The sequence below is a fragment of the Methyloparacoccus sp. NF-16 genome (assembly GCF_056880625.1).
On sequence record NZ_CP174130.1, the window covers coordinates 2,085,606 to 2,108,804 of the forward strand.

The 23,199-nt window shown below is 65.9% G+C and carries 19 protein-coding genes; 4 read left to right on the forward strand and 15 right to left on the reverse strand.

Translation table 11 applies throughout. From position 1 onward, the window contains the following. Positions 1–46 precede the first annotated feature (46 nt). The 3 genes from ACH5N8_RS09925 to ygfZ all read left to right on the forward strand — a co-directional run bounded on the left by ACH5N8_RS09925 (position 47) and on the right by ygfZ (position 4,128). The gene (locus ACH5N8_RS09925; protein ID WP_483281183.1) at positions 47–1,993 is read left to right on the forward strand and encodes an acyltransferase family protein; all 1,947 of its coding nucleotides are present in this window, start codon (positions 47–49) and stop codon (positions 1,991–1,993) included. A gap of 235 nt (positions 1,994–2,228) precedes the next feature. Continuing rightward, the gene (htpX, locus tag ACH5N8_RS09930) at positions 2,229–3,125 is read left to right on the forward strand and encodes a protease HtpX (RefSeq protein WP_460026712.1); all 897 of its coding nucleotides are present in this window, start codon (positions 2,229–2,231) and stop codon (positions 3,123–3,125) included. 118 nt (positions 3,126–3,243) lie between these two features. After that, positions 3,244–4,128, forward strand: a complete 885-nt coding sequence (gene ygfZ / locus ACH5N8_RS09935; RefSeq protein ID WP_460026713.1) for a CAF17-like 4Fe-4S cluster assembly/insertion protein YgfZ — start codon at positions 3,244–3,246, stop codon at positions 4,126–4,128. Between the two features lie 27 nt (positions 4,129–4,155). Here the strand turns inward: ygfZ and uvrB are convergent, their stop codons facing one another. After that, a complete protein-coding gene (gene uvrB / locus ACH5N8_RS09940) occupies positions 4,156–6,204 on the reverse strand; it encodes an excinuclease ABC subunit UvrB (RefSeq protein WP_460026753.1) in 2,049 nt (682 codons plus the stop codon). Between the two features lie 48 nt (positions 6,205–6,252). Here uvrB and ACH5N8_RS09945 point away from each other — a divergent pair, with 48 nt between their 5' ends. Then, positions 6,253–7,434 carry a pyridoxal phosphate-dependent aminotransferase gene (locus ACH5N8_RS09945; protein ID WP_460026714.1) on the forward strand — a complete coding sequence of 394 codons (1,182 nt, stop codon included), beginning with the start codon at positions 6,253–6,255 and terminating at the stop codon, positions 7,432–7,434. A 53-nt stretch (positions 7,435–7,487) separates the two neighbouring features. Here ACH5N8_RS09945 and galU read toward each other — a convergent pair whose 3' ends face one another. From galU to gyrA, 14 genes are all read right to left on the reverse strand, one after another. Next, positions 7,488–8,366: a UTP--glucose-1-phosphate uridylyltransferase GalU gene (galU, locus tag ACH5N8_RS09950; RefSeq protein WP_460026715.1), complete on the reverse strand. Its 879-nt coding sequence runs from the start codon at positions 8,364–8,366 to the stop codon at positions 7,488–7,490. Next, entirely contained in the window at positions 8,363–8,989 is a 627-nt protein-coding gene (cysC, locus tag ACH5N8_RS09955; RefSeq protein ID WP_460026716.1) for an adenylyl-sulfate kinase, read from the reverse strand. Before cysC ends, galU begins: the two co-directional genes overlap by 4 nt. Before the next feature lie 246 nt (positions 8,990–9,235). Next, positions 9,236–10,453, reverse strand: coding sequence for a lipopolysaccharide assembly protein LapB (gene lapB / locus ACH5N8_RS09960; RefSeq protein ID WP_460026717.1), 1,218 nt, complete (start codon positions 10,451–10,453; stop codon positions 9,236–9,238). A 140-nt stretch (positions 10,454–10,593) separates the two neighbouring features. Continuing rightward, the gene (ihfB, locus tag ACH5N8_RS09965) at positions 10,594–10,881 is read right to left on the reverse strand and encodes an integration host factor subunit beta (protein WP_460026718.1); all 288 of its coding nucleotides are present in this window, start codon (positions 10,879–10,881) and stop codon (positions 10,594–10,596) included. A 54-nt stretch (positions 10,882–10,935) separates the two neighbouring features. After that, positions 10,936–12,606: a 30S ribosomal protein S1 gene (rpsA, locus tag ACH5N8_RS09970; RefSeq protein ID WP_483281184.1), complete on the reverse strand. Its 1,671-nt coding sequence runs from the start codon at positions 12,604–12,606 to the stop codon at positions 10,936–10,938. Positions 12,607–12,708: 102 nt separating this feature from the next. Further along, positions 12,709–13,380, reverse strand: coding sequence for a (d)CMP kinase (gene cmk, locus ACH5N8_RS09975; protein WP_483281185.1), 672 nt, complete (start codon positions 13,378–13,380; stop codon positions 12,709–12,711). After that, positions 13,377–14,705: a 3-phosphoshikimate 1-carboxyvinyltransferase gene (gene aroA / locus ACH5N8_RS09980; protein ID WP_483281186.1), complete on the reverse strand. Its 1,329-nt coding sequence runs from the start codon at positions 14,703–14,705 to the stop codon at positions 13,377–13,379. Before aroA ends, cmk begins: the two co-directional genes overlap by 4 nt. A 1-nt stretch (position 14,706) precedes the next feature. Continuing rightward, entirely contained in the window at positions 14,707–15,576 is an 870-nt protein-coding gene (locus tag ACH5N8_RS09985; protein ID WP_483281187.1) for a prephenate dehydrogenase, read from the reverse strand. Next, positions 15,573–16,688, reverse strand: a complete 1,116-nt coding sequence (gene hisC / locus ACH5N8_RS09990; RefSeq protein WP_483281188.1) for a histidinol-phosphate transaminase — start codon at positions 16,686–16,688, stop codon at positions 15,573–15,575. The genes ACH5N8_RS09985 and hisC overlap by 4 nt, the downstream gene beginning before the upstream one ends. 26 nt (positions 16,689–16,714) lie before the next feature. Continuing rightward, positions 16,715–17,806 (reverse strand): prephenate dehydratase, encoded by a 1,092-nt coding sequence (pheA, locus tag ACH5N8_RS09995; RefSeq protein WP_483283180.1) that lies wholly within the window; start codon positions 17,804–17,806, stop codon positions 16,715–16,717. Positions 17,807–17,829: 23 nt separating this feature from the next. Further along, positions 17,830–18,993, reverse strand: coding sequence for a phosphoglycerate dehydrogenase (locus tag ACH5N8_RS10000; protein WP_483281189.1), 1,164 nt, complete (start codon positions 18,991–18,993; stop codon positions 17,830–17,832). A 5-nt stretch (positions 18,994–18,998) separates the two neighbouring features. Continuing rightward, positions 18,999–20,081: a 3-phosphoserine/phosphohydroxythreonine transaminase gene (gene serC, locus ACH5N8_RS10005; protein ID WP_483281190.1), complete on the reverse strand. Its 1,083-nt coding sequence runs from the start codon at positions 20,079–20,081 to the stop codon at positions 18,999–19,001. Further along, positions 20,078–20,368, reverse strand: coding sequence for a DNA gyrase C-terminal beta-propeller domain-containing protein (locus ACH5N8_RS10010; protein ID WP_483281191.1), 291 nt, complete (start codon positions 20,366–20,368; stop codon positions 20,078–20,080). The genes serC and ACH5N8_RS10010 overlap by 4 nt, the downstream gene beginning before the upstream one ends. Then, a complete protein-coding gene (gyrA, locus tag ACH5N8_RS10015; protein ID WP_483281192.1) occupies positions 20,325–22,907 on the reverse strand; it encodes a DNA gyrase subunit A in 2,583 nt (860 codons plus the stop codon). Before gyrA ends, ACH5N8_RS10010 begins: the two co-directional genes overlap by 44 nt. Positions 22,908–23,199 lie beyond the last annotated feature (292 nt).

Below are 23,199 nucleotides of genomic sequence, written 5' to 3' on the forward strand. Positions count from 1 at the left end.
CGTCCCGGCACCACCGCCGATCTGTTCCGCTACGTCGACCATCCGCATGTTCCAGCAACCCTCGCTGCCGCAGGAGCGCGGCAACACGCCGTCCTTTCATCCGCAATACCGTCCCGACATCGATGGCCTGCGGGCCCTGGCCGTTCTGGCGGTCGTCATCTTCCATGCCTTCCCGCTGGCATTGCCGGGAGGCTTCATCGGCGTCGATGTGTTCTTCGTCATTTCCGGCTTCCTGATCACGCTCATCCTGCTGGAGAATCTGGCGCGCAGGCAGTTCAGCCTGTCCGGCTTCTATCGGCGCCGCATCCTGCGCATTTTTCCCGCCCTGACAATCGTGCTGCTGGCCACGCTGCTGGCCGGCTGGTTCATGCTGCTGGATGACGAGTACCGGCAACTCGGCAAGCACACGCTCGCCGGAGCCGGGTTCGCGCTCAACTTTGTCCTGCGTTCGGAGGCCGGCTACTTCGACACCAGCAGCGAGGCCAAGCCGCTGCTGCATCTCTGGTCGCTCGGCATCGAGGAGCAGTTCTATCTCGGCTGGCCCCTGATCGTCTGGCTGACGTGGCGCAGGAAGGCCCTGTTTCCCTGGGTCTGCCTGACCCTCCTGGCGCTGTCCTTCGGCAACAACATCCTGCGGGTGCAGGGCAATGCCGTCGCGACCTTCTTCAATCCGCTATCGCGGGCCTGGGAGCTGCTGACAGGCGCCATGCTGGCCTATGCGCAAACGCGCGTCGCCACGGGCAAGCCGCTGGGCAATGGCGGCATCCTGCCCGGCATGGCGGGTCCGCTGGCCGCAAACCTGCTGTCGCTGCTGGCGCTGGCCGCGCTGTTCGCGGGATGCCTGCTGGTTCGCCCGGGCCAGCACTTTCCCGGCTGGCAGGCGCTGGTACCCGTCGCAGGCACGGCGCTGCTGATCGCAACCGGGCCCTCCGCCTGGGTCAACCGGAAACTGCTGGCGACGCCGCTGCTGGTCTGGTTCGGGCTGATCAGCTACGCCCTGTATCTGTGGCACTGGCCGTTGCTGTCGTTCAGCTGGCTGTATGGTGGCCAGGCCCCCGAACCGGCGATCCGTCTGGCTCTGGTCGCGCTGGCCATCGGACTCGCCTGGCTCACCACCCGTCATGTGGAATGGCCCATCCGCCGCGCCGCGGCGGCGCGGCGCAATAGCCTGCGCCTGCTGGCCGGCATGATGGCCACCGCGCTGGTCGGCGGCCTGGTGTTGTGGCGGCAGGGCTTTCCCGCGCGTCTGGGCCAGCCATCGCTGGCCGACCAGAAGCTGGATCACCGCTTCTGTCTGGCGGCGGTGCGAAAGCAGGGCTACTGCGAGTTCGGCACGCCGACAGCCGGCAAGGCCCTGCTGCTGTACGGCGACAGCTACGCCTTTCACCTGGCCAAGGCGCTGGAACAGGCGGCGGGCGGTCGGTACCGCATGTTCCTGGTATGGAGCCCTACCTGCTTTTTCGGCATGGCGCTGCGGCCACCCGGCCACGCGGAGGAAACCTGCGATGCGCGCCGGCGGCTGCTGGGCGAGCTGAAGCTGCCGCCCCTGCAGGCCACCATCCACGCGCAGTTCTGGCGAGCCTACGGCCTCGACAGCGTCCCGGCCATCCGCTCCGCCATGACCGACGCCCTGATGGATTTCCGGCTCAAGCCAGCCAGAACCGTCATCGTCGGCCCGACCCCCAATATCAACCTCCGCTGCGGACTGGCCCTGCACTATCCGGGCGTCGCTCCGAAATCGGCGAGCTGCATGGACAATCTGGATATCGAGAACCACGACTACCAGGCACGCTTTGCCAGCGCGCTGGCGGAACTGCCGCTGCCGCCCAGGGCGCGCTGGGTCTACCCCATGAAGACCCTGTGTCCCGGCCAGCCCAGCCACTGCACGCTGATCGAACATGACAAGGTCTACTACCACGACAACTCGCACCTGACCGAGGCCGGAGCGGCCCGGATCATGCCCGAACTCCTTCAGGCCATCGAAGGTCCCTGACCCGGCACGTGACACGACCCGAGCATGGGCTTGTTCGCCGGAGCGGGCGCAATGGTGCGATGGCGCGGTCGTGCGACGGGGGGACACGTCCGCATGCTCTGCCGAGGGAACGGCCGGAGAACCGACCGATACGCCTGCCGGCCGCCGGGCAGCCTCCCGCTGTGTCGGCCCTTGATTTTTGGCCGTCGAGCTTCAATCATGGCCATCCTGACATTGACTAATCGAGTATGAAACCATGCGCATTCTGCTGTTTCTGCTGACCAACGCGGCGGTCCTGCTGCTGATCAGCATCGTCTTTCATGTTCTGGGACTGGGCGATTTCCTGCATCAGCGGGGGGTTCCCCTGAGCCTGGACCAGCTGCTGATTTCCTCGGCGGTGATCGGCATGAGCGGGTCCTTCATCTCGCTGATGATGTCGAAGTGGATGGCCAAGCAGTCCATGGGCGTGCATGTCATCGAGCAGCCCGGCAACGCAACCGAGCAATGGCTGGTGGATACCATCGCCCGGCAGGCACGGCGGCTGAACATCGGCATGCCGGAAGTCGGCGTCTTCGACAGCCCCGATCCCAATGCCTTCGCCACCGGCATGAGCAGGAACGCTTCGCTGGTGGCCGTCAGCACCGGCCTGCTGCAGCGCATGAATGCCGATGAGGTGGAAGCGGTGCTGGGCCACGAAATGAGCCATGTGGCCAACGGCGACATGGTGACCATGGGTCTGTTGCAGGGCGTGGTGAACACCTTTGTCTATTTCTTCGCCAGCATCGCCGGCTACCTGGTCGACCGGGTGCTGCTGCGCTCCGGGGACGACGAGCGCGGCTACGGCTATGGACCCGGCTACTACATCACACAGATGGTGGCGCAAGTCCTGCTGTCGATCCTGGCCACCATGATCGTCATGTGGTTCTCGCGCCGCCGTGAATTCCGCGCCGACGCAGGTGGTGCGGAGCTGGCCGGCCGCGGCAAGATGATCGATGCGCTGCGTGCCCTGCAGCGGGCCCACGAGCCGGCCGACCTGCCCGGCGAGCTGGCGGCGTTCGGCATCAATGGCGGCATCTCGTCCGGCTTCCAGCGCCTGTTCCTGAGCCACCCGCCGCTGGAGGAACGCATCGCCGCCCTGCAGAACGGCCGCTGATCGCCATGCGGACCCGCGCCCGGCCAGAACGAGGCCAGACCGGCGCGGCCGCGCCTCACCCGGTGGCCGGCGGACCGGAACGCCATCGCCCCCCCTTTCCCGAACCGACACGGACATCATGATCCCCACATCGACGACTGCCCCCGCCCGCGGCGGGTTCTCCGAGCTGGTGGACTGGGGCGTACTGAAGGTTTCCGGCGACGATGCCGGCCACTTCCTGCAGGGTCAGGCCACCACCGACGTGCTGGCCCTGGCCAGCGGGACACTCGGCTGCGGCGCCTTCTGCACGCCCAAGGGCCGGGTAGTGGCCAACTTCCGCATCGCCCGCGCGGACGATGGCTACCGCCTGCTGCTGGCCGCCGAGCTCGCCGAGCCGCTGCGGGAGCGGCTCCAGCGCTACGTGCTGCGCGCCAGGGTCACGCTGGAAAACCTGACCGGACCGGCGCGGGTGTGGGGTTTCTTCGGCGGAAACACATCCCTGCCGGCCGGTCTGGGCTGGCCGCTGAGCGACGGCAGCGATCGCCATCTGGCGATTCTGGCGGCGGACCAGTCGCCACCCGGCGAACCATTGCCTGCGGATGCCTGGCGGCTGGCGGACATCGAGGCCGGCTTTGCACGGATCCTGCCGGCAACCGGCGAGGAATTCCTGCCGCAGATGCTCAACCTGGACCGGATGGGTGGTATCGGCTTCAGCAAGGGTTGTTACACAGGGCAGGAAATCGTCACCCGCACCCACTATCTGGGACAGCTGAAACGACGACTGTTCCGCTTCCGGGTCGAGGGCTGCGAATGCCTACCGCCGGGCGCGCCGATCCTGGACACCGCGGGGGACGAGCCCCGCTCCGCCGGGCAGGTGGTGAACGCCTGCCCGGCGCCCGCGGGCGGCAGCATCGGGCTGGCCGTGATCGCGCTCGAATTCGCCGGCCAGCCCGGGCTGCGGCTGGCCGATGCCGAGGGTGCGCCGGTCCGCCTGGAACCTCTGGTGGACGACGACCGGCCCTGACGGCCGGCAGCGTTCCCGCTGGTATGTTCAGGCCATCAGCATCGCGTCCTGGAGGCGGCGGATCTCGTCGCGCAGACGGGCGGCTTCCTCGAACTCCAGATCCCGCGCAGCGGCGTACATCCGCTCTTCCAGCTGCCTGATCAGCCTGGCGGCCTCGGCCGGCTTGACCGACCGATAGTCGGGAGGCGGCTCGGCCACTCTGGCGCGACTCTTCTTCTGCGCCGCCCCGAGCGAGCCCGGGATGGGCAGTTCCAGGATATCCGTCACCCGCTTGACGATGCCGGTCGGCACCAGGCCCATGCGGCGGTTGTAGTCCTCCTGCCTGGCACGGCGGCGCTCGGTCTCGGCCAGCGCCCGCTCGATCGAACCGGTCACCCGGTCGGCATAGAGGATGGCCTTGCCGGCAACATTGCGCGCCGCGCGGCCGATGGTCTGGATCAGGGACGAGGTCGAGCGCAGGAAGCCCTCCTTGTCGGCATCGAGGATGGCGACCAGCGAGACTTCGGGGATGTCCAGCCCTTCGCGCAGGAGGTTGATGCCCACCAGGACATCGAACTTGCCCAGCCGCAGGTCGCGGATGATCTCCACCCGCTCGACGGTTTCGACATCCGAATGCAGGTAGCGCACGGCGATGTCGTGCTCGAACAGGTACTCGGTCAGATCCTCGGCCATGCGCTTGGTCAGGGTGGTGACCAATACCCGCTCGCTCCTGCGCACCCGCTCGCGGATTTCCGACAGCATATCCTCCACCTGGGTCAGGGCCGGGCGGATGTCCACCACCGGGTCCAACAGCCCGGTCGGTCGCACGACCTGTTCGACCACCGCGCCGGAGTGCCTGAGCTCATAGGGACCCGGCGTGGCCGAGATGTAGATGCGCTGCGGCGATCGCGCCTCGAACTCCTCGAATTGCAGCGGCCGGTTATCCAGCGCCGAGGGCAGCCGGAAGCCGTAGTCGACCAGCGTTTCCTTGCGCGAACGGTCACCCCGGTACATGGCGCCGAGCTGCGGGATGGTGACATGGCTCTCGTCCACCACCAGCAGGGCGTCGGGCGGCAGGTAATCGAACAGGGTCGGCGGCGCCTCGCCCGGCGCACGCCCCGAAAGGTAGCGGGAGTAGTTCTCGATACCCGAGCAGTAGCCGACCTCCAGCATGATTTCCAGATCGAACAGCGTGCGCTGCTCCAGGCGCTGGGCCTCGACCAGCTTGTGCTGCTCGCGCAGCTCGCCGAGGCGCGCGCGGAGATCCAGCTTGATCTGGTCGATGGCATCGAGAATCTTCTCGCGCGGGGTGACGTAGTGCGTCTTGGGGTAGACGGTATAGCGGGCGATGCGGGAGAGGATTTCACCGGTCAGCGGATCGAACAGCGACAGCCGCTCGATCTCGTCGTCGAACAGTTCGATGCGCAGCGCCTCGCGCTCGGATTCCGCCGGATAGACATCCACCACCTCGCCGCGTACCCGGTAGGTCGCGCGCCGCAGCTCGGTGTCGTTGCGGGTGTACTGCAATTCCGCCAGGCGACGCAGCAGGGTGCGCTGCTCGATCATGTCGCCCCGGACCAGGTGCAGCACCATGCTGAAATAGGAGGCCGGCTCGCCCAGGCCGTAAATGGAGGAAACGGTCGCGACGATGATGGTGTCGCGCCGCTCGATCAGTGCCTTGGTGGCGGACAGGCGCATCTGCTCGATGTGCTCGTTCAGCGAGGCGTCCTTCTGGATGTAGGTGTCGGAAGACGGCACATAGGCTTCCGGCTGGTAGTAGTCGTAGTACGAGACGAAATACTCGACGGCGTTTTCCGGGAAGAACTCCTTCATCTCGCCGTACAGCTGGGCCGCCAGGGTCTTGTTGGGCGCCAGGATCAGCGTGGGCCGCTGTTCGCGGGCGATGACGTTGGCGATGGTGAAGGTCTTGCCGGAGCCGGTCACGCCCAGCAGGGTCTGATGCAGCAGCCCGTCGTGCAGGCCTTCGATGAGCTGGCGGATGGCCTCCGGCTGGTCGCCCGACGGCTGAAAGCGGCTGTGCAGGGCGAATTTTTTTCCCTTGGCAGGATTCAGGGGCAGGCTCTCATCGAGTATCATTTTTTGCGGCATCGTTTCCGCCCTCATCCTGTGATTTTCCCCGACATCATGAATAAGACCCTGTCCGATCGCGTCCTGTCCATCAAGCCCTCCCCTACCCTGGCGGTAACCGCCAGAGCCGCGGCCATGCGGGCCGCGGGCAAGGATATCGTCGGCCTGGGCGCGGGCGAACCGGATTTCGACACGCCCGAGCATATCAAAGCGGCCGCGATCAAGGCGATCCAGGACGGGTTCACCAAATACACCGCCGTCGACGGCACGCCCGGCCTCAAGAAGGCGATCGTCGCCAAGTTCAAGCGGGAGAACGGTTTCGATTACGATACCCGTCAGGTGCTGGTGTCCTGCGGCGGCAAGCAGAGCTTCTACAACCTGGCCCAGGCCCTCCTGAATCCCGGCGACGAGGTCATCATTCCGGCGCCCTACTGGGTGTCCTATCCGGACATGGTGCTGCTGGCCGGCGCCCGGCCGGTCATCGTCGAGGCACCGCAGTCGCAGCGTTTCAAGATCACCCCGGACCAGCTGGAGCGGGCCATCACCGCCAGGACGCGGCTGGTGGTCATCAACAGCCCCTCCAATCCCAGCGGCATGGCCTATACCGAGGCAGAGCTGAAGGCGCTGGGCGACGTGCTGCGCCAGCACCCGGACATCATCGTCGCCACCGACGACATGTACGAGCACATCGTCTGGAACGGCCGCTTCATCAACATCCTCAACGCCAACCCCGACCTGTACGAGCGGACCATGGTGCTCAACGGGGTGTCCAAGGCCTACTCCATGACCGGCTGGCGCATCGGCTACGCGGCGGGACCGGCCTGGCTGATCGAGGCCATGACCAATATCCAGTCGCAGAGCACCTCGAACCCCACCTCGATCTCGCAGGTCGCCGCGGAAGCCGCGCTCAACGGCGATCAGGGCTTCATCGGCGACATGCTGAAGGCCTTCCGGGAGCGGCACGACTATGTGGTCCGCGAGCTGAACGGCATCGCCGATGTGGACTGCCTGGAGACCGACGGCACCTTCTACGTGCTGCCCGACGTCAGCCGGGTCATCCGGCGCCTGCCCGGCATCGACGACGATCTGGGTCTGTCGGAATTCCTCATCGAGCAGGGTGGCGTCGCCGTGGTGCCGGGCTCGGCCTTCGGTGCCGAGGGCCACATCCGCCTGTCCATCGCCACCAGCATGGCCAACCTCGAAAAGGCCATGACCCGCATCAGGGCAGCGCTGACCTGAGACGCCACCGGGGCGGGTTTCCCGGCCTGGGAAACCCGCCCCGCGCGCTGCCGTCAACCCAGCTTCAGGCCGGACAGGTAGGCCTTGAAGCTCTCCCGCAGTTCCTCGTGCTTGAGGCCCTGTTCGACCGTGGCCATCAGGTAACCAAGCTTCGAGCCGCAGTCATACCGCTTGCCCTCGAATTCATAGGACAGTACCGGCTCGTCCTTGAGCAGCATGGCGATCGCGTCGGTGAGCTGGATCTCGCCGCCGGCGCCGCGCTGGACCTTGTTCAGCCGCTCGAAGATGCCCGGCGTCAGGATGTAGCGCCCCACCACCGCCTGGCTGGATGGCGCGTCCTCCGGCTTCGGCTTTTCGACAATGCCGTTCAGCTTGCCGAGTCCGGGACGGATGTCCTCCGCCTTGACGATGCCGTAGCTCTGGGTTTCCGAAGGGTGGACCCGCTCGGTGCCGAGCACGGAACACTGCCATTCCTCGAACACCTCGACCATCTGCCTGAGGCAGCCGCGCGGGCCATCGTCGATCATGTCGTCGGCCAGGATCACGGCGAAGGGCTCGTCGCCGATGACGGCCGCCGCACAGTTGACGGCATGCCCGAGGCCCAGCGCCTCGGCCTGGCGGATATACACACAGGTGACGCCCGGCGGCACGATGTCCTGCAGTGCCTTCAGCGTCTCGGTCTTGCCGCGGGTCGCCAGTTCCGTTTCCAGCTCGTAGGCCTTGTCGAAATGGTCCTCGATGGCCCGCTTGGTCCGGCTGGTCACGAAAACCAGGGTATCGATGCCGGCGGCGACCGCTTCCTCGACCGCATACTGGATCAACGGTTTGTCGACGATCGGCAGCATCTCCTTGGGGCTGGCCTTGGTGGCCGGCAGGAATCGGGTACCCAGACCCGCAACGGGGAAGACGGCCTTTCTGACGGTTTTTTTCATGCGTGTGGCTCCTTGTTGGACAGGGTGATGAGTTGCCTTGCGGCCAGGTAGCGGACGACCTGCCAGGCGCAGTCATCCAGGGTATCGCGCCCGGTATGCACGACGATCTCCGGGGCGAGCGGCGCCTCGTAGGGAGAGGAGATGCCGGTGAATTCCGGGATGGCGCCTTGCCGCGCCTTGTGGTACAGCCCCTTGACGTCGCGCTGCTCGCAGACCTCCAGCGGGGCATCGCAGTGGACCTCGATGAACTCGCCGGCAGGCAGCAGCGACCGGATACCGTCCCGATCCCGGCGAAAAGGCGAGATGAAGGCGGTGATGACGATCAGGCCGGCATCCGCCATCAGCTTGCTCATCTCGCCGATGCGGCGGATGTTTTCCTGCCGGTCGACGGCGCTGAAGCCCAGATCACGGCAGAGACCGTGTCTGACGTTGTCGCCATCGAGGACATAGGTTCTGCAGCCGTCCCGGAACAGCAGTTCCTCGACCCGATGGGCCAGCGTGGACTTGCCGGCTCCTGACAGGCCGGTGAACCAGAGGACGAAGCTTCTGTGGCCATTCTGGGCCTCGCGCGCCTGACGGCTGACGTGGCCGGCATGCCACCGGATATTCTGTAGTGTGCTCATGCGGTTATCGGGGAATGGGGTTTCACGCACAGAAAAGGCCCCTGGCGGGGCCCCTCCCGGGCGGGATGCATCGTCAGCGGGTGGCCCGGGTTCCGGCCGTCGCGCCACCGTGGCCCGCCGATGCGGAAACATCGGTCGTCCAGGCCAGGCGACACTGGTCGAAGGGCGGAAGCGGCGTCGACGACAGCCTGGACATGCGGTTCTCCGGATCAGCGATGGTGTTGGGTGAACAGACCCGGCCGAACCTCAACCGGAACCTTCCCGGCTGACGTCCTGTTCGAGGGTCGTCACGCTCAGGGCGGCAAAGGGACCGACCGGGCGTATCGAGCCCCAATATTGGCAGGACGGGCAACGCCAGTAAAGTTCGGAGGCGTCGAAACCGCACTGCTCGCACTGGAACTGTTGCGTGTCCGCCATGATATCGTTCAGCAGGGCGCTCAGGCGACGCAGCTTGCCCGAACCATGCTGACTGTCCGCCGCCAGCAGGGCCAGTGCCCGCGCCACCGCAAGCGGTTCGGGGTGCGCCTCGAGAATGGGCAGCAGGTAATCCACCGCCGCCATGATGCCCTCGACATGCTGCAGCCGCTCGGCCCGGGCCACGGCAGCCGACACGATGCCGTAGTCGGCGTAGAGCTGCCCGTAGTAATCCAGCAGTTCCCGGCCCTGGCCAAGACGATCGGCGCACAGGCTGATCAGGGGCAGCACGACCGAGAGGTAGGCCGGATCCTGGCGCTCGATGTCCTTCAGCGTCTGCAACGCCTTCAGGTGTTCGCCGTTGCCAAGTTCCAGGCGGCCCTTGGCGATGCTGGCCCGCACCGAGCCGGGATCGTCCTCCAGCGCCCGGGAGAGATAGTCCCGCGCGTCCTTGAGCCGATGTTCGGCCATCGCCTCTTCCGCCAGCTCGCAGAGAAAATGGGCGACCGTCTCGCCAAACCGCGGCTTGCTCTGCCGGCGCAGGTCGGTGACGCAGGCGATGGCCCGCAGCCAGTCCCGTTGCTGCTGGTAGATCTGCAGCAGGCGCTGCAACGCGACCTTGCCATGGGAACCGCTCCTGGCAAGCTCGGTGAAGATGGACTCGGCGCGGTCAAGCAGCCCGGAACGCATGTAGTCGATGCCCAGCTCATGGCTGGCGCGGGCCCGCTGTATGGGCGTCAGGCCAGGTTCCTGCAGCAGCTTGGCATGAATCTCGATTGCCTTTTCGACCTCGCCACGGCGACGAAAGAGGTTGCCCAGCGTGATGTGGGTTTCCATCCGCTCGGCATCCTGCTCCAGGATCTCGGCGAGCGCTGCGATGGCCTTGTCGGTCTTCTCGTCCAGCAGGTAGTTCAGGCCACGACGGTAGGCCTGGGTCAGGGGATGGGAGAAATTGGTCCGATACTGGTGGAGGTAGTGCCGACGGGCGGCATACCAACCCGAGGCTGCCGCCACCGGCAGGAGCAGGGCCGTGAGTTCCTGCACCGACACGGGAGCTTCAGCCGAATCCGGAGGAGGCGGCGGACAGACGCCGCGGACAGAAAAAAGCCATGCCCTGGATCCACGGATTCAGCGGCATGGCCCTGCAATCGCTGTTGCGGCCCGCAGGCAGGCCGGGTTCAGCCAAGGGATTACTGGAAACCCTCATTGACCCTGTCCCTCAGTCCCTTGCCAGGCTTGAAGTGCGGTACGTAGCGTGAGTCCAGCTGGACCCGGGTCCCCGTCTTGGGATTGCGGCCCAGTCGCGGCGGACGGAATCGGATGGAGAAGCTGCCGAAACCGCGTATCTCGATGCGATTGCCCACGGCAAGGGCCTCGGCCATGTGCTCGACGATACCCTTAACGGCCAGTTCGATATCCTTGGGGAGAATGTGCGGATAACGTTCGCCCAATGAATGGATGAGGTCGGATTTCGTCACGATAAATCCCTTTCTGTCGGGAGGAGCCCGAAGACCCCTCCCGCCGGTCGCAACTTACTTGTTTTCCATCTGCTCCTTGAAGATGTCGCCCAGGGTCGGCATGGCCGAAGAGGCCTGATCCGAATAGCCCCTGATGGCGGCCGCCTCGTCATCCTGATCCTTGGCCTTGATGGACAGGGTGATGGCCTTGTTCTTCTTGTCCACGCCCATGAACTTGGCTTCGATCTCGTCGCCGACGTTCAGCTGGGTGCGGGCATCCTCGACGCGATCACGGGAGATCTCCGAGGCGCGCAGGTAGCCCTCGACGCTCTCGGCCAGGGTGATGACGGCACCCTTGGCGTCGACTTCCTTGACAATGCCCTTGACCATGTCGCCCTTCTCGTGGGTGGCCAGGTAGTTCTGGAACGGATCCTGCTCCAGCTGCTTGACGCCCAGGGAGATGCGCTCGCGCTCCGGATCGATCGCCAGGATGACGGTCTCGACCTCGTCGCCCTTCTTGTAGTTGCGGATCGCTTCCTCACCCGGAATGTTCCAGGAAATGTCGGACAGATGCACCAGACCGTCAATGTTGCCTTCCAGGCCGATGAAGATGCCGAAGTCGGTGATCGACTTGATGGTGCCGGTGATCTTGTCGCCCTTGTTGTGGTTGGCGGCAAATTCATCCCACGGATTGGCGCGGCACTGCTTCATGCCCAGCGAGATGCGGCGACGGTCTTCGTCGATGTCGAGCACCATGACCTCGACCTCGTCACCCAGCTGCACCAGCTTGGACGGATTGACGTTCTTGTTGGTCCAGTCCATCTCGGAGACGTGCACCAGACCCTCGACGCCCTCTTCCAGCTCGACGAAGCAGCCATAGTCGGTGAGGTTGCTGACCTTGCCGAACAGCCGGGTGCCGGCCGGGTAGCGACGGGCGATGTTGAGCCAGGGATCCTCGCCCAGCTGCTTGAGCCCCAGGGAGACGCGGTTCTTCTCCTGGTCGTACTTGAGCACCTTGACCTGAAGTTCCTGGCCGATTTCCACCGCTTCGGAGGGATGACGCACGCGCTTCCAGGCCATGTCGGTGATGTGCAACAGACCGTCGACGCCACCGAGATCGATGAAGGCACCGTAATCGGTGAGGTTCTTGACCACACCGCTGATGATCGCGCCTTCCTTCAGGTTCTCGAGCAGCGCTTCCTTCTCGGCGCTGTACTCGGACTCGACCACCGCGCGGCGCGACAGCACCACGTTGTTGCGCTTCTGGTCGATCTTGATGACCTTGAACTCCAGGTCGCGGCCCTCGAGGTAGGTGGTGTCGCGCACCGGGCGCACATCCACCAGCGAGCCGGGCAGAAATGCACGCAGGGCACCGATGGCCACGGTAAAGCCACCACGGACCTTGCCGGTCAGGCGACCGACCACGGTCTCGTTCTCCTCGTGCGCCTTTTCGAGGTCGCCCCACGCCTTGAGACGCTTTGCCTTGTCGCGGGACAGGAGGGTGGCGCCCAGGCCGTCTTCCAGCAGTTCAAGGGTGCATTCGACGGTATCGCCCACCTGAACCTCGAGCTGGCCATCGGCGTCGAGGAACTGCCATTTCGGGATGACGCCCTCCGACTTCAGGCCGGCGTTGACGACGACCACATCCGGGCCGATATCGACGACCATTCCGCGGATGATGCTGCCTGGTCGCATTTCTGCCTGGGCCAGACTCTGTTCAAACAATTCAGCAAAGCTCTCGCTCATAAACTTTTCACGTTGCATCAGGTGCCCGGGGGAACCTGATTTTCGGTAGATTGGAAGATTCCGCCGGCTCAGCCGAGCCGGCGCCCCATGACCGCGGAACCCTCAGACGGGTGCCCTGACCAGCACCAGCACCCGCTCGATGACCTGGTCGGCGCTGAGGTCGCTGGAATCGATCAGCAAGGCGTCGTCGGCCGCCACAAGGGGAGCCTCGGCCCGTTCCCGATCCCGTCGGTCACGCGCTTCGATGTCCGCAGTCAAGTCGGCAAGATTAACATCGAGACCTTTACCCTTCAACTGCTTATAGCGCCGGACCGCCCTGACTTCGGCGCTGGCGGTCAGGAAAACCTTGAACGGGGCATCCGTGAACACCACGGTACCCATGTCCCGGCCATCCGCCACCAGTCCCGGCGCGTGACGGAAGGCTTGCTGCTTGGCCAGCAGGGCGCGCCGCACCGGCCCCAGCGCGGCAACCCGGGAAGCGATGTTGCCGCAGGTCTCCGTGGCAATCTGGTCGGCGATGTCAACGCCGTCGAGCAGCACCCGCGGTGGTTCGTCGGCCGTGAACGCCAGCCGCATGTGTTCGGCAAGGCGGGTCACCGCCGGGACATCCTCCGGCGCGACACCGGCCCGGGTGGTCGCCACGGCCAGCGACCGGTAGATCGCCCCGCTGTCGAGAAAATGCCAGCCCAGCGCGCGCGCCACGGCCCGGCTGACCGTACCCTTGCCGGACCCGCTGGGTCCGTCGATGGTCAGGACGGGAATGCCCGCGCTCATGCCGATGGCCTGCCGTCGGATTCGATCGACAGCCCCAGGCGCCGGGCGATCTCGACAAAGGTCGGGAAGGAGGTGTTGACATTCGCGCAATCACGGATGGTGATCGGCCCCTGCGCCCGCAAGCCGGCGATCGAAAACGCCATGGCGATACGGTGGTCGCCATGCGACTCGACCTCGCCGCCGGCCATCGGGCCACCCCGCAGCACCATGCCGTCCGGCGTCGGGGTGGCATCCACCCCCAGCACGCGCAGACCATCGGCCATCACCTGGATGCGGTCGCTCTCCTTGACCCGCAGCTCCTCGGCCCCGGTCAGCCGGGTCTCGCCTTCGGCGCAGGCAGCGGCGACGAACAGCACCGGGAATTCGTCGATGGCCAGCGGCACCAGCGCCTCGGGGATTTCGATGCCCCTGAGGTGGCTGGCGCGAATCCGGATGTCGGCGACCGGCTCGCCGCCGGCCTCGCGCGCATTCAGAATCTCGATGTCGGCCCCCATCAGCCTGAGGATGTCGATCACGCCGGTACGGGTCGGGTTGATGCCCACGTGCTGCAGCGTGACATCCGCCCCGGGGGCGATGGCGGCGCCGACCATGAAGAAGGCGGCGGAGGAAATGTCGCTGGGGACATCGACATCGCAGGCAGTGAGACGGCCGCCCGAAGCCAGCGACACCACCTCGCCCTCGCGCTGCACCGCATAGCCGAAGCCGCGCAGCATGCGTTCGGTATGGTCGCGGGTCGGTGCCGGCTCGCGCACCGAGGTCCGTCCCTCGGCATAGAGACCGGCGAGCAGCAGGCAGGACTTCACCTGGGCGCTGGCCACCGGCATGTCGTAATGGATGCCCTTCAGCGGAGTACCGCCGTGAATCCTGAGCGGCGAGGTGCCCTTCTCGGTGGTATCGATGTGCGCCCCCATCTGCCGCAGGGGATCGGTCACCCGTTTCATCGGCCGCTTGGACAGGGAAGGATCACCGGTCAGCACCGAATCGAACGGCTGCCCCGCCAGCAAGCCGGACAGGAGACGCATCGAGGTGCCGGAATTGCCGAGATACAGTTCCTGGGCCGGTGCTTGCAGTCCATGCAGGCCGACGCCATGGATGGTCACGCACCCGTCCGCGGGCCCTTCGATGCGGACCCCCATGGCCTGGAAGGCCTTCATGGTCGAGAGGCAGTCCTCGGCCTGCAGGAAACCGCTCACCCGCGTGACACCCTCCGCCAGGGACCCCAGCATGATGGAGCGATGGGAGATCGACTTGTCGCCGGGCACGCGGGCCTCGCCCTGCAGCGTGCCGCCGGACCGGACATGGAAGGTGACTTGATGGTGCTGCATGTTATTTTTCCAACTGATCCAGAAAACGTTGACGCGCACTGCGCGCGTCGGCAAAGAGTTGCAGTAGCGCCTCGGCCCGGCCCGCCTGGATGTGCCCGGCGGCCAGGGCCAGGGCCTCCCGGTACTGCTCGATCAGGGGCACGATCTGCTCCCGGTTGGCCAGGCAGATGTCCAGCCACATGCGCGGGTCGCTGGAGGCAATGCGGGTGAAGTCGCGGAAGCCGCCGGCGGCGTACTGGAAGATTTCCTGCTGCTCGTCCCGCCGCCCCAGCATCTCCGTCAGCACGAAGGCGAGCACATGCGGAAGATGACTGGTCGCCGCCAGAACCTCGTCGTGATGCCGGGGCGCCATGCGCGACACCCGTGCGCCGACGGCGGCCCACAGGCGCTCGACGCGCTCAAGCGCGTCCGGCGACGTTTCCGGCAGTGGCGTCAGGATGACGCGCCGGCGATCGAACAGGTCGGCCCGGGCCGCGGCCGCGCCGGAACACTCGGCTCCGGCAATGGGATGGCCGGGCACGAAATTGGCCGGCACGCTGCCCAGTTGCGCCTGCAGCGCGGCGATCACGTCGAGTTTGGTGCTGCCGACATCGGTATAAAGGGTCCCGGCACGCCAGACGGGTCCGAGTGCCGCCAGTACCGCCGGCATCGCTCCCACCGGCATGGCCAGCACCACCAGGTCGGCGTCGACCGCGGCCGCCGCCACCTCCGTCCGCGCCTCATCGATGATGCCGAGCCGCAGGGCCGCCGCCAGGTTGGCCTCATCCCGGTCCACGCCGACGATCGATGCCACTCCCGGCTGCCGGCGCAGGGCCAGCGCCAGCGAGCCGCCGATCAGGCCGACGCCGATCAGGCACAGTCGCCGGATCATGCCGCCAGAACGCGATCGAGTGCGTCCAGAAAGGCCTGGTTCTCCGCCGGCGTACCGACCGTGACACGCAGATGACTGGGCAGTTCGTAATTGGCGACGGGCCGGACGATGACCCCTGCCCGCAACAGTGCCGCGTACACCGGCGCGGCCGGGCGCCCGCAATCGAAGCTGATGAAATTGCCCACCGAGGGAATCGCCGTCAGTCCGCGAGCCGCCAGGGCGGCGCCCAGAAAAGCCAGCCCCGCGTCGTTCAGGGCGATGCTATGGCTCAGGTGTTCCTCGTCGTCGAGCGCGGCACAGGCCGCCTCCAGCACGGCCGCATTGAGGTTGAAGGGCTGGCGCACCCGGTTGAGCAGTTCGGCCACGGCCGCGCTCGAGACGGCGTAACCCGCGCGCAGGCCGGCAAGCCCGTAGGCCTTGGAAAAGGTCCGGGTGACGATCAGGTTGGGGAATTCCGCCAGCAGTTGCATGGCATCCGGATAATCGGCCCGGCCGACGTATTCGAAATAGGCCTCGTCGACCACCGCGATGACCTGCTCCGGCAACCCGCGCAACAGGGCGCTCAGCTGGTCGCGGTCCAGATAGGTCCCGGTCGGGTTGTTCGGGTTGGCGATGAAGAGGACGCGGGTATCGGCCCGCACCGCCTGGCCCAGTGCCTGCGCATCATGACCATAGCGCGGCCCGCGGGAACCGTCGTGCGCCGGCGCAACCAGGGCGGTCGCGCCCACCGCCTGCGTCACGATGGGATAGACGGCGAAGGCATGCTGCGAAAGCACGGCGGATACGCCGGGGCCGAGAAAGACGCGTGCGACCAGATCCAGCACATCGTTGGAACCGTTGCCGAGCGTGATCTGCCCGGGTGCGACGCCCAGCCTGCCGGCCAGCGCCTGCTTGAGCGCGAAACCGCTGCCGTCGGGGTACAGGTGCAGTTCGCCCAGCACCCGTGCGGCGGCCTCCCGGGCCCTGGGGCTGGGGCCGAGGGGATTCTCGTTCGAGGCCAGCTTGACGATGTTGCGGATGCCGAGTTCCCGTTCGAGTTCGGCGATCGGCTTGCCGGGCACATAAGGTGTCAGCCCCCGGATGCCGGGAACCGCGAGGTCGATGGGTTGCATGATGGCTGGGAGATGACTGGGATCGGTCAGGTGAATGCGCGGGGATAGGAGCCGAGGACCTTGAGCAGGGTGACATGCCGCTCCAGCTCCTGCAGTGCCGCCGCCACGGCCGGATCCTCGCGGTGCCCCTCGACATCGACGAAGAATACGTAATCCCAGGCCGCCCGCCGGGAGGGGCGCGACTCGATCTTGCTCATGCTGATGCCATGCCGGGCAAACGGTTCGAGGACGCCATACAGGGCGCCGGGATCGTTATGGATGGCGAGCAGCAGCGAGGTCTTGTCGCCACCGGTCGGGCCCACCGGATGGCGGCCGATCACCAGGAAGCGGGTGGTATTGTCGGGTTCGTCCTCGATATTGCGCTCCAGCATGCGAAGCCCGTAAAGCTCGGCCGCCACTTCGCCGGCTATGGCGGCGCTTCCGGGTGCCTGGGTGGCGCACAGGGCCGCCTCGGCATTGCTGCTGACCGCGGTGCGCCTGACGCCGGGCATGAAGCGGTCCAGCCACTCGCGACACTGGGCCAGGGACTGCTGGTGCGAGAAGATTTCCTCGATGTCCTCGGCCCGCTCGCAGCGGGTCATCAGATTGTGGTGGATGCGCAGACTGACCTCGCCGGCGATGACCAGCGGCGAGTGCAGGAAACTGTCCAGCGTGTGGGTAATGACGCCTTCGGTGGAATTTTCGACCGGCACCACGCCGTACTGGCAGGCGCCACTCTCGACGGCACGGAAGATCTCGTCGATGGCGGGAAACGGCGTGGCGCAGATCGCGTGACCGAAATGCCGGTAGGCCGCCTGCTGGGTGAAGGTTCCTTCCGGGCCGAGAAAGGCCACTGCCAGCGGCTTTTCCAGCGCCAGGCATTCGGACATCAGCTCGCGGAAGAAGCGCGCCACCGTTTCCTGGCTCAGCGGGCCGGGATTTCTCGCCATCATCCGCCGCAACACCTCAACCTCGCGCTCGGGACGGTGGAAACAGTCGACCTCGCCGGCCGCGATCTTGATCTCCGCCACGGTCTTGGCGCACTCCGCGCGCTGGTTCAGCAGGACCAGCAGCTGATCGTCGATGGCGTCGATTGCCTGGCGAATGGCTGCCAGCTGCGTCTGGTCGCTGGGCGGCATGGCGTCTGCAGTCACGGGCGGGCTCAGATGAGGCGGGCGGACAGTACGCCGGCAATGGCGCGGATGCGGTCCAGGGTCGTCTCGGGCACGGCCGAGTTCAGGTCCACCAGGGTATAGGCCACATCGTCGCGGGACTTGTTCATCAGGTCCAGGATGTTGAGGTTGGCATCGGCCAGGGCGCCGGTGATCTGGCCGACCATGTTGGGGACATTCTCGTTGATGACGCAAAGCCGGGCACCCGCGGTGCGCGGCATCACCACCTCGGGCAGGTTGACGGCATTGCGGATATTGCCATTCTCGAGGAAGTCGCGGATCTGGTCGGCCACCATCACGGCGCAATTGTCCTCGGCCTCGGCGGTCGAGGCGCCCAGATGCGGCAGGGCGACCACGCCCGGGTGGTCCAGCAGCCGCCGGGTGGGGAAGTCGCAGACATAGGCGCCCAGCTGGCCGGCATCCAGGGCGGACAGTACGGCCGCCTCGTCCACGACCTTCTCGCGCGAGAAGTTGAGCAGGACCGCGCCCCGCTGCATGTGGTCCAGGCGTGCCGCGTTGATGACATGGCGGGTATGCTCGTTGAGCGGCACGTGCAGGGTCACGAGGTCGGCACGGGCGATCAGCTCGTCGATGCTGCCGGCCCGCTTGGCCAGCGAGGACAGCTGCCAGGCGCTTTCCACCGTCAGCTGCGGATCGTAGCCGACGACCTCCATGCCGAGATCCATGGCGGCGTTGGCAACCTTGACGCCGATCGCGCCCAGTCCCAGCACCGCCAGGGTCTTGCCCGCCAGTTCGAAGCCGGCAAACTGCTTCTTGCCCTTCTCGACCTGGGTATGGAGAACCTTGTCATCGCCCTCCAGCGTGCGGGCATAGTGCCAGGCGGGGCAGATCCGCCGCGCCGCCAGCAGCATGCCGGCGATCACCAGTTCCTTGACCGCATTGGCATTGGCGCCCGGCGCATTGAAGACCGGAATACCGCGGCGGGTATATTCGGCCACCGGGATGTTGTTGACCCCGGCACCGGCACGGCCGACGGCCTTGAGCGTGGCGGGAATCTCCACCCCATGCAGATCGTAGGACCGCAGCAGGATGGCGTCGGGGTGCTGGATCTCCGAGGCGACCTCATAGCGCTCCCGCGGGAAGCGTTCCAGGCCAGTCGTGGCGATATTGTTGTAGGTGAGTACCTTGAACATGACGGTTAGCCGTATTTGCGTTCGAATTCGCCCATGAAACCGATCAGGCTGTCCACCCCTGCCTCCGGCATCGCATTGTAGATACTGGCGCGGAAACCACCGACCGAGCGGTGGCCCTCGAGGTTGACCAGGCCGGCCGCCCTGGCTTCGGCCAGGAAGGTCTTTTCAAGCTCGGTGTTGGCGATGCGGAACGGCACGTTCATGCGCGAGCGGCAGGCCGGATCCACCGGGTTCGAATAGAAGGGCGACCGGTCGATGGCGGCGTACAGCTTGGCGGATTTGCGGACATTGACGGCCTCGATCGCCGCCAGCCCACCCTGCTCTTTCAGCCACTCCAGCACCAGGCCCAGCAGGTACCAGGGGTAGGTCGGGGGCGTGTTGAGCATGGAGCCATTGTCGGCCTGCTGGCGGTAATCGAGAATCGACGGCGTGGCCGCCATCGGCTCGCCGATCAGGTCCTCGCGCAAGATTACCACGGCGATGCCGGCGGGCCCCATGTTCTTCTGCGCACCGGCATAGACGAGGCCGAAGCGGCCGACATCCAGCGGTCGCGAGAGGATATTCGAGGACATGTCCGAAACCAGCGGCAGGCCACCGGCGTCCGGAATGTCCTGGAATTCGACGCCGCCTATGGTCTCGTTGGAGGTGTAGTGCAGGTAGGCGGCATCGGCATCCACCGTCCATGCCGCCCGCGGCGGAATGGCACAGAAGTTATCCGGCTCGCCGCTGGCCGCAATCCGCACCCTGGCGTACTTCTTCGCTTCGGCGATCGCCTTTTTCGACCAGATGCCGGTATTCACGTAGGCGACCGTCGTCTTGTCGCGCAGCAGGTTCATGGGAATCGCCGCAAACTGGGCACTCGCGCCGCCCTGCAGGAACAGCACCTTGTAGCCGGCCGGAATCGACAGCAGTTCCCGCAGATCGCTCTCGGCCCGTTCGGCGATCGCCACGTAGTCCTTGCTGCGATGGCTCATTTCCATGACCGACATGCCGGTCCCGTGCCAGTCGAGCAGTTCGTCCCGTGCCCGTTCGAGCACGGCGGTGGGCAGCGCCGAAGGTCCGGCGCTGAAGTTGTATACGCGCGTCATGTGTTTGCCTCTGGTGATTCGTCGGAAGCGGTATCGTCATCGCCGGCCTCCTCGCCTTCGAGGTAGGGAATGCGGTCGACGCCGACCACCTTCTCGCCGGGACTGAGCTTGATCACGGTGACCCCCTGGGTGTTGCGGCCGAGCTCGCGGATTTCCTCCACGCGGGTGCGGACCAGGGTGCCGGCATCGGTGATCAGGCGGTGGGCAGCGCCGAAGGTCCGGCGCTGAAGTTGTATACGCGCGTCATGTGTTTGCCTCTGGTGATTCGTCGGAAGCGGTATCGTCATCGCCGGCCTCCTCGCCTTCGAGGTAGGGAATGCGGTCGACGCCGACCACCTTCTCGCCGGGACTGAGCTTGATCACGGTGACCCCCTGGGTGTTGCGGCCGAGCTCGCGGATTTCCTCCACGCGGGTGCGGACCAGGGTGCCGGCATCGGTGATCAGCATGATTTCGTCGCCATCCTGCACCAGCGCCGCCGAGACGACGGCACCGTTACGCTCGCTGGTCTGGATGGCGATCACACCCTGGCCACCGCGACGATGACGGGGAAAATCGCTGATGACGGTGCGCTTGCCATAGCCATTTTCGGTGATGTTCAGCACCGAGCCCTCGGTGCCGATGATGAGGGCGATGACTTCCTGCCCGTCCATCAGAGTCATGCCCCGGACGCCGGTGGCTCCGCGCCCCATGGGGCGCACGTCGTCCTCGCCGAAGCAGACTGCCTTGCCGGCGTTGCTGAACAGCATGACATCCTGGCTGCCGTCGGTGACCGCCACATCGACCAGCCGGTCGTCCTGGCGCAGGTCGATGGCGATCTTGCCGATGGAGCGCGGGCGCTCGAATTCGCTCAGCGCCACCTTCTTGACGATGCCGGAGGTGGTGGCCATGAAGACGAAATGGCCATCGTCGAATTCGCGGATGGGCAGGATGGCGTTGATCCGCTCCCCTTCCTCCAGGGGCAGGAGATTGACGAAGGGACGGCCCCGCGCCGTGCGGCTGGCCACCGGCAGTTCGTAGACCTTCAGCCAGTAGACCTTGCCAACGCTGGAGAAGCAGAGAATGGTGTCGTGGCTGTTGGCGACGATCAGCTTCTCGATGTAGTCCTCCTCCTTCATCGTCGTCGCCATCTTGCCACGGCCACCACGGCGCTGGGCACGGTAGGCGGAGAGAGGCTGCGACTTGACATAGCCCTCGTGCGAGACGGTAACGACCATGTCCTCCTCGGGAATCAGGTCGGCGCGGGACAGGTCCAGGTGATCCTGGATGATGCGGGTCCGGCGCTGGTCGCCGAACTGGTCGCGGATGGCGATCAGCTCGTCGCGGATGACCTCCATCAGCCGCGTGTCGCTGCCGAGAATGCCCAGCAGTTCGTCTATGCGCACCAGGATGCCCTTGTACTCGTCGATGATCTTGTCCTGCTCCAGCCCGGTGAGGCGGTGCAGGCGCAGGTCCAGGATGGCCTGGGCCTGCTCGGGCGACAGCCGGTAGCCGGCCTCGCTCAGTCCATGGCCGGGCGCCAGGGCCTCCGGACGCGAGCGGTCGGCCTCGCCGGCGCGCGCCAGCAGGTCGGACACGACGCCGGGACGCCAGTGGCGTTCCAGCAGGCGCTCCTTGGCGATGGCAGGGCTGGGCGAGGTCCTGATCAGCTCGATGACCTCGTCGATGTTGGCCAGGGCGACCGCCAGGCCTTCAAGGATATGGGCGCGTTCGCGCGCCTTGCGCAGGTCGAACAGCGTCCGTCGGGTCACCACCTCGCGCCGGTGGTCGATGAAGGCGGCGATGATTTCCCTGAGATTCAGACAACGCGGCCGGCCGTCGATCAGCGCCACCATGTTGATGCCGAAGACGCTCTGCATGGCCGTCTGCTGATAGAGGTTGTTCAGCACCACATCCGGCGCCTCGCCCCGCTTCAGCTCGATCACCATGCGCATGCCATCCTTATCGGACTCGTCGCGCAGCCCGGAGATCCCCTCCAGCCTGCCCTCCTTGGCCAATTCGGCGATCTTCTCCATCAGGCGCGCCTTGTTCACCTGATAGGGTAGCTCGCTGACGATGATGCTGGTGCGGCCGCCATCTTCCTCGAACTCGCACTGGGCGCGGATATGGATGCGGCCGCGGCCGGTCAGGTAGGCCTCGCGAATGCCGCTGGCGCCATTGATGATCCCGGCGGTGGGAAAGTCGGGGCCGGGAATGATGGCCATCAGTTCCTGGATGCCGGCCTCGGGGTTCTCGATCAGCTTGAGGCAGGCGTCCACCACCTCGACAAGGTTGTGGGGCGGGATGTTGGTCGCCATGCCGACCGCGATGCCGGCCGAACCATTGACCAGCAGGTTGGGCACCCGGGTCGGCAGCACCGACGGCTCCTTCTCGGACTCGTCGTAGTTGGGGGTGAAATCGACCGTTTCCTTGTCGAGATCGGCGAGCAGTTCATGGGCGATGCGCGCCATGCGCACCTCGGTGTAGCGCATGGCGGCGGGCGGATCGCCGTCCACCGAACCGAAATTGCCCTGGCCGTCGATCAGCATGTAGCGCAGCGAGAACGGCTGGGCCATGCGGACAATGGTGTCGTACACCGCCGAGTCGCCGTGCGGATGGTACTTACCGATGACATCGCCCACCACGCGAGCCGATTTCTTGTAGGGCTTGTTCCAGTCGTTGCCCAGTTCGTGCATGGCGTACAGCACACGCCGGTGCACCGGCTTGAGGCCGTCCCTGACGTCGGGCAGCGCCCGCCCCACGATCACGCTCATGGCGTAATCGAGATAGGACTGCCTCATCTCGTCTTCCAGGTTGACGGAGATGATTTCTTTGGCGAATGAGCTCATTGAGACTTCGGGTGAAAACTCGGGGCCGGGCAGACACCGGCAGGGCGGACCCGCAAAAGTGTCAGAGTATACCGCACGATGCCGGCCGGAGCCGCCCGGCATTCACGGGCCGCCCACGCCCGGCACCACGACAGCCCTGCCCCGGCGATGCTCGCGGAATTTCAGGCATGATGAATGCTTAACGGTTCGGAAGGCGACGGCGGCCGGCGGGCATTGTTGATAAACACAGCTCGATTATTTATATTTCTCGGCCATTTGCGCGCGGTTTGGTCAGTCGCGGCGGACTGCCCCC

Excerpts from the sequence above, each read along its gene's own strand:
- ACH5N8_RS09925 (WP_483281183.1), top strand. The coding sequence starts at position 47 with ATGTTCCAGCAACCCTCGCTGCCGCAGGAGCGCGGCAACACGCCGTCC.
- htpX (WP_460026712.1), top strand. The coding sequence starts at position 2,229 with ATGCGCATTCTGCTGTTTCTGCTGACCAACGCGGCGGTCCTGCTGCTG.
- ygfZ (WP_460026713.1), top strand. The coding sequence starts at position 3,244 with ATGATCCCCACATCGACGACTGCCCCCGCCCGCGGCGGGTTCTCCGAG.
- uvrB (WP_460026753.1), bottom strand. The coding sequence starts at position 6,204 with ATGATACTCGATGAGAGCCTGCCCCTGAATCCTGCCAAGGGAAAAAAA.
- ACH5N8_RS09945 (WP_460026714.1), top strand. The coding sequence starts at position 6,253 with ATGAATAAGACCCTGTCCGATCGCGTCCTGTCCATCAAGCCCTCCCCT.
- galU (WP_460026715.1), bottom strand. The coding sequence starts at position 8,366 with ATGAAAAAAACCGTCAGAAAGGCCGTCTTCCCCGTTGCGGGTCTGGGT.
- cysC (WP_460026716.1), bottom strand. The coding sequence starts at position 8,989 with ATGAGCACACTACAGAATATCCGGTGGCATGCCGGCCACGTCAGCCGT.
- rpsA (WP_483281184.1), bottom strand. The coding sequence starts at position 12,606 with ATGAGCGAGAGCTTTGCTGAATTGTTTGAACAGAGTCTGGCCCAGGCA.
- cmk (WP_483281185.1), bottom strand. The coding sequence starts at position 13,380 with ATGAGCGCGGGCATTCCCGTCCTGACCATCGACGGACCCAGCGGGTCC.
- aroA (WP_483281186.1), bottom strand. The coding sequence starts at position 14,705 with ATGCAGCACCATCAAGTCACCTTCCATGTCCGGTCCGGCGGCACGCTG.
- ACH5N8_RS09985 (WP_483281187.1), bottom strand. The coding sequence starts at position 15,576 with ATGATCCGGCGACTGTGCCTGATCGGCGTCGGCCTGATCGGCGGCTCG.
- hisC (WP_483281188.1), bottom strand. The coding sequence starts at position 16,688 with ATGCAACCCATCGACCTCGCGGTTCCCGGCATCCGGGGGCTGACACCT.
- pheA (WP_483283180.1), bottom strand. The coding sequence starts at position 17,806 with ATGCCGCCCAGCGACCAGACGCAGCTGGCAGCCATTCGCCAGGCAATC.
- ACH5N8_RS10000 (WP_483281189.1), bottom strand. The coding sequence starts at position 18,993 with ATGTTCAAGGTACTCACCTACAACAATATCGCCACGACTGGCCTGGAA.
- serC (WP_483281190.1), bottom strand. The coding sequence starts at position 20,081 with ATGACGCGCGTATACAACTTCAGCGCCGGACCTTCGGCGCTGCCCACC.
- ACH5N8_RS10010 (WP_483281191.1), bottom strand. The coding sequence starts at position 20,368 with ATGACGATACCGCTTCCGACGAATCACCAGAGGCAAACACATGACGCG.
- gyrA (WP_483281192.1), bottom strand. The coding sequence starts at position 22,907 with ATGAGCTCATTCGCCAAAGAAATCATCTCCGTCAACCTGGAAGACGAG.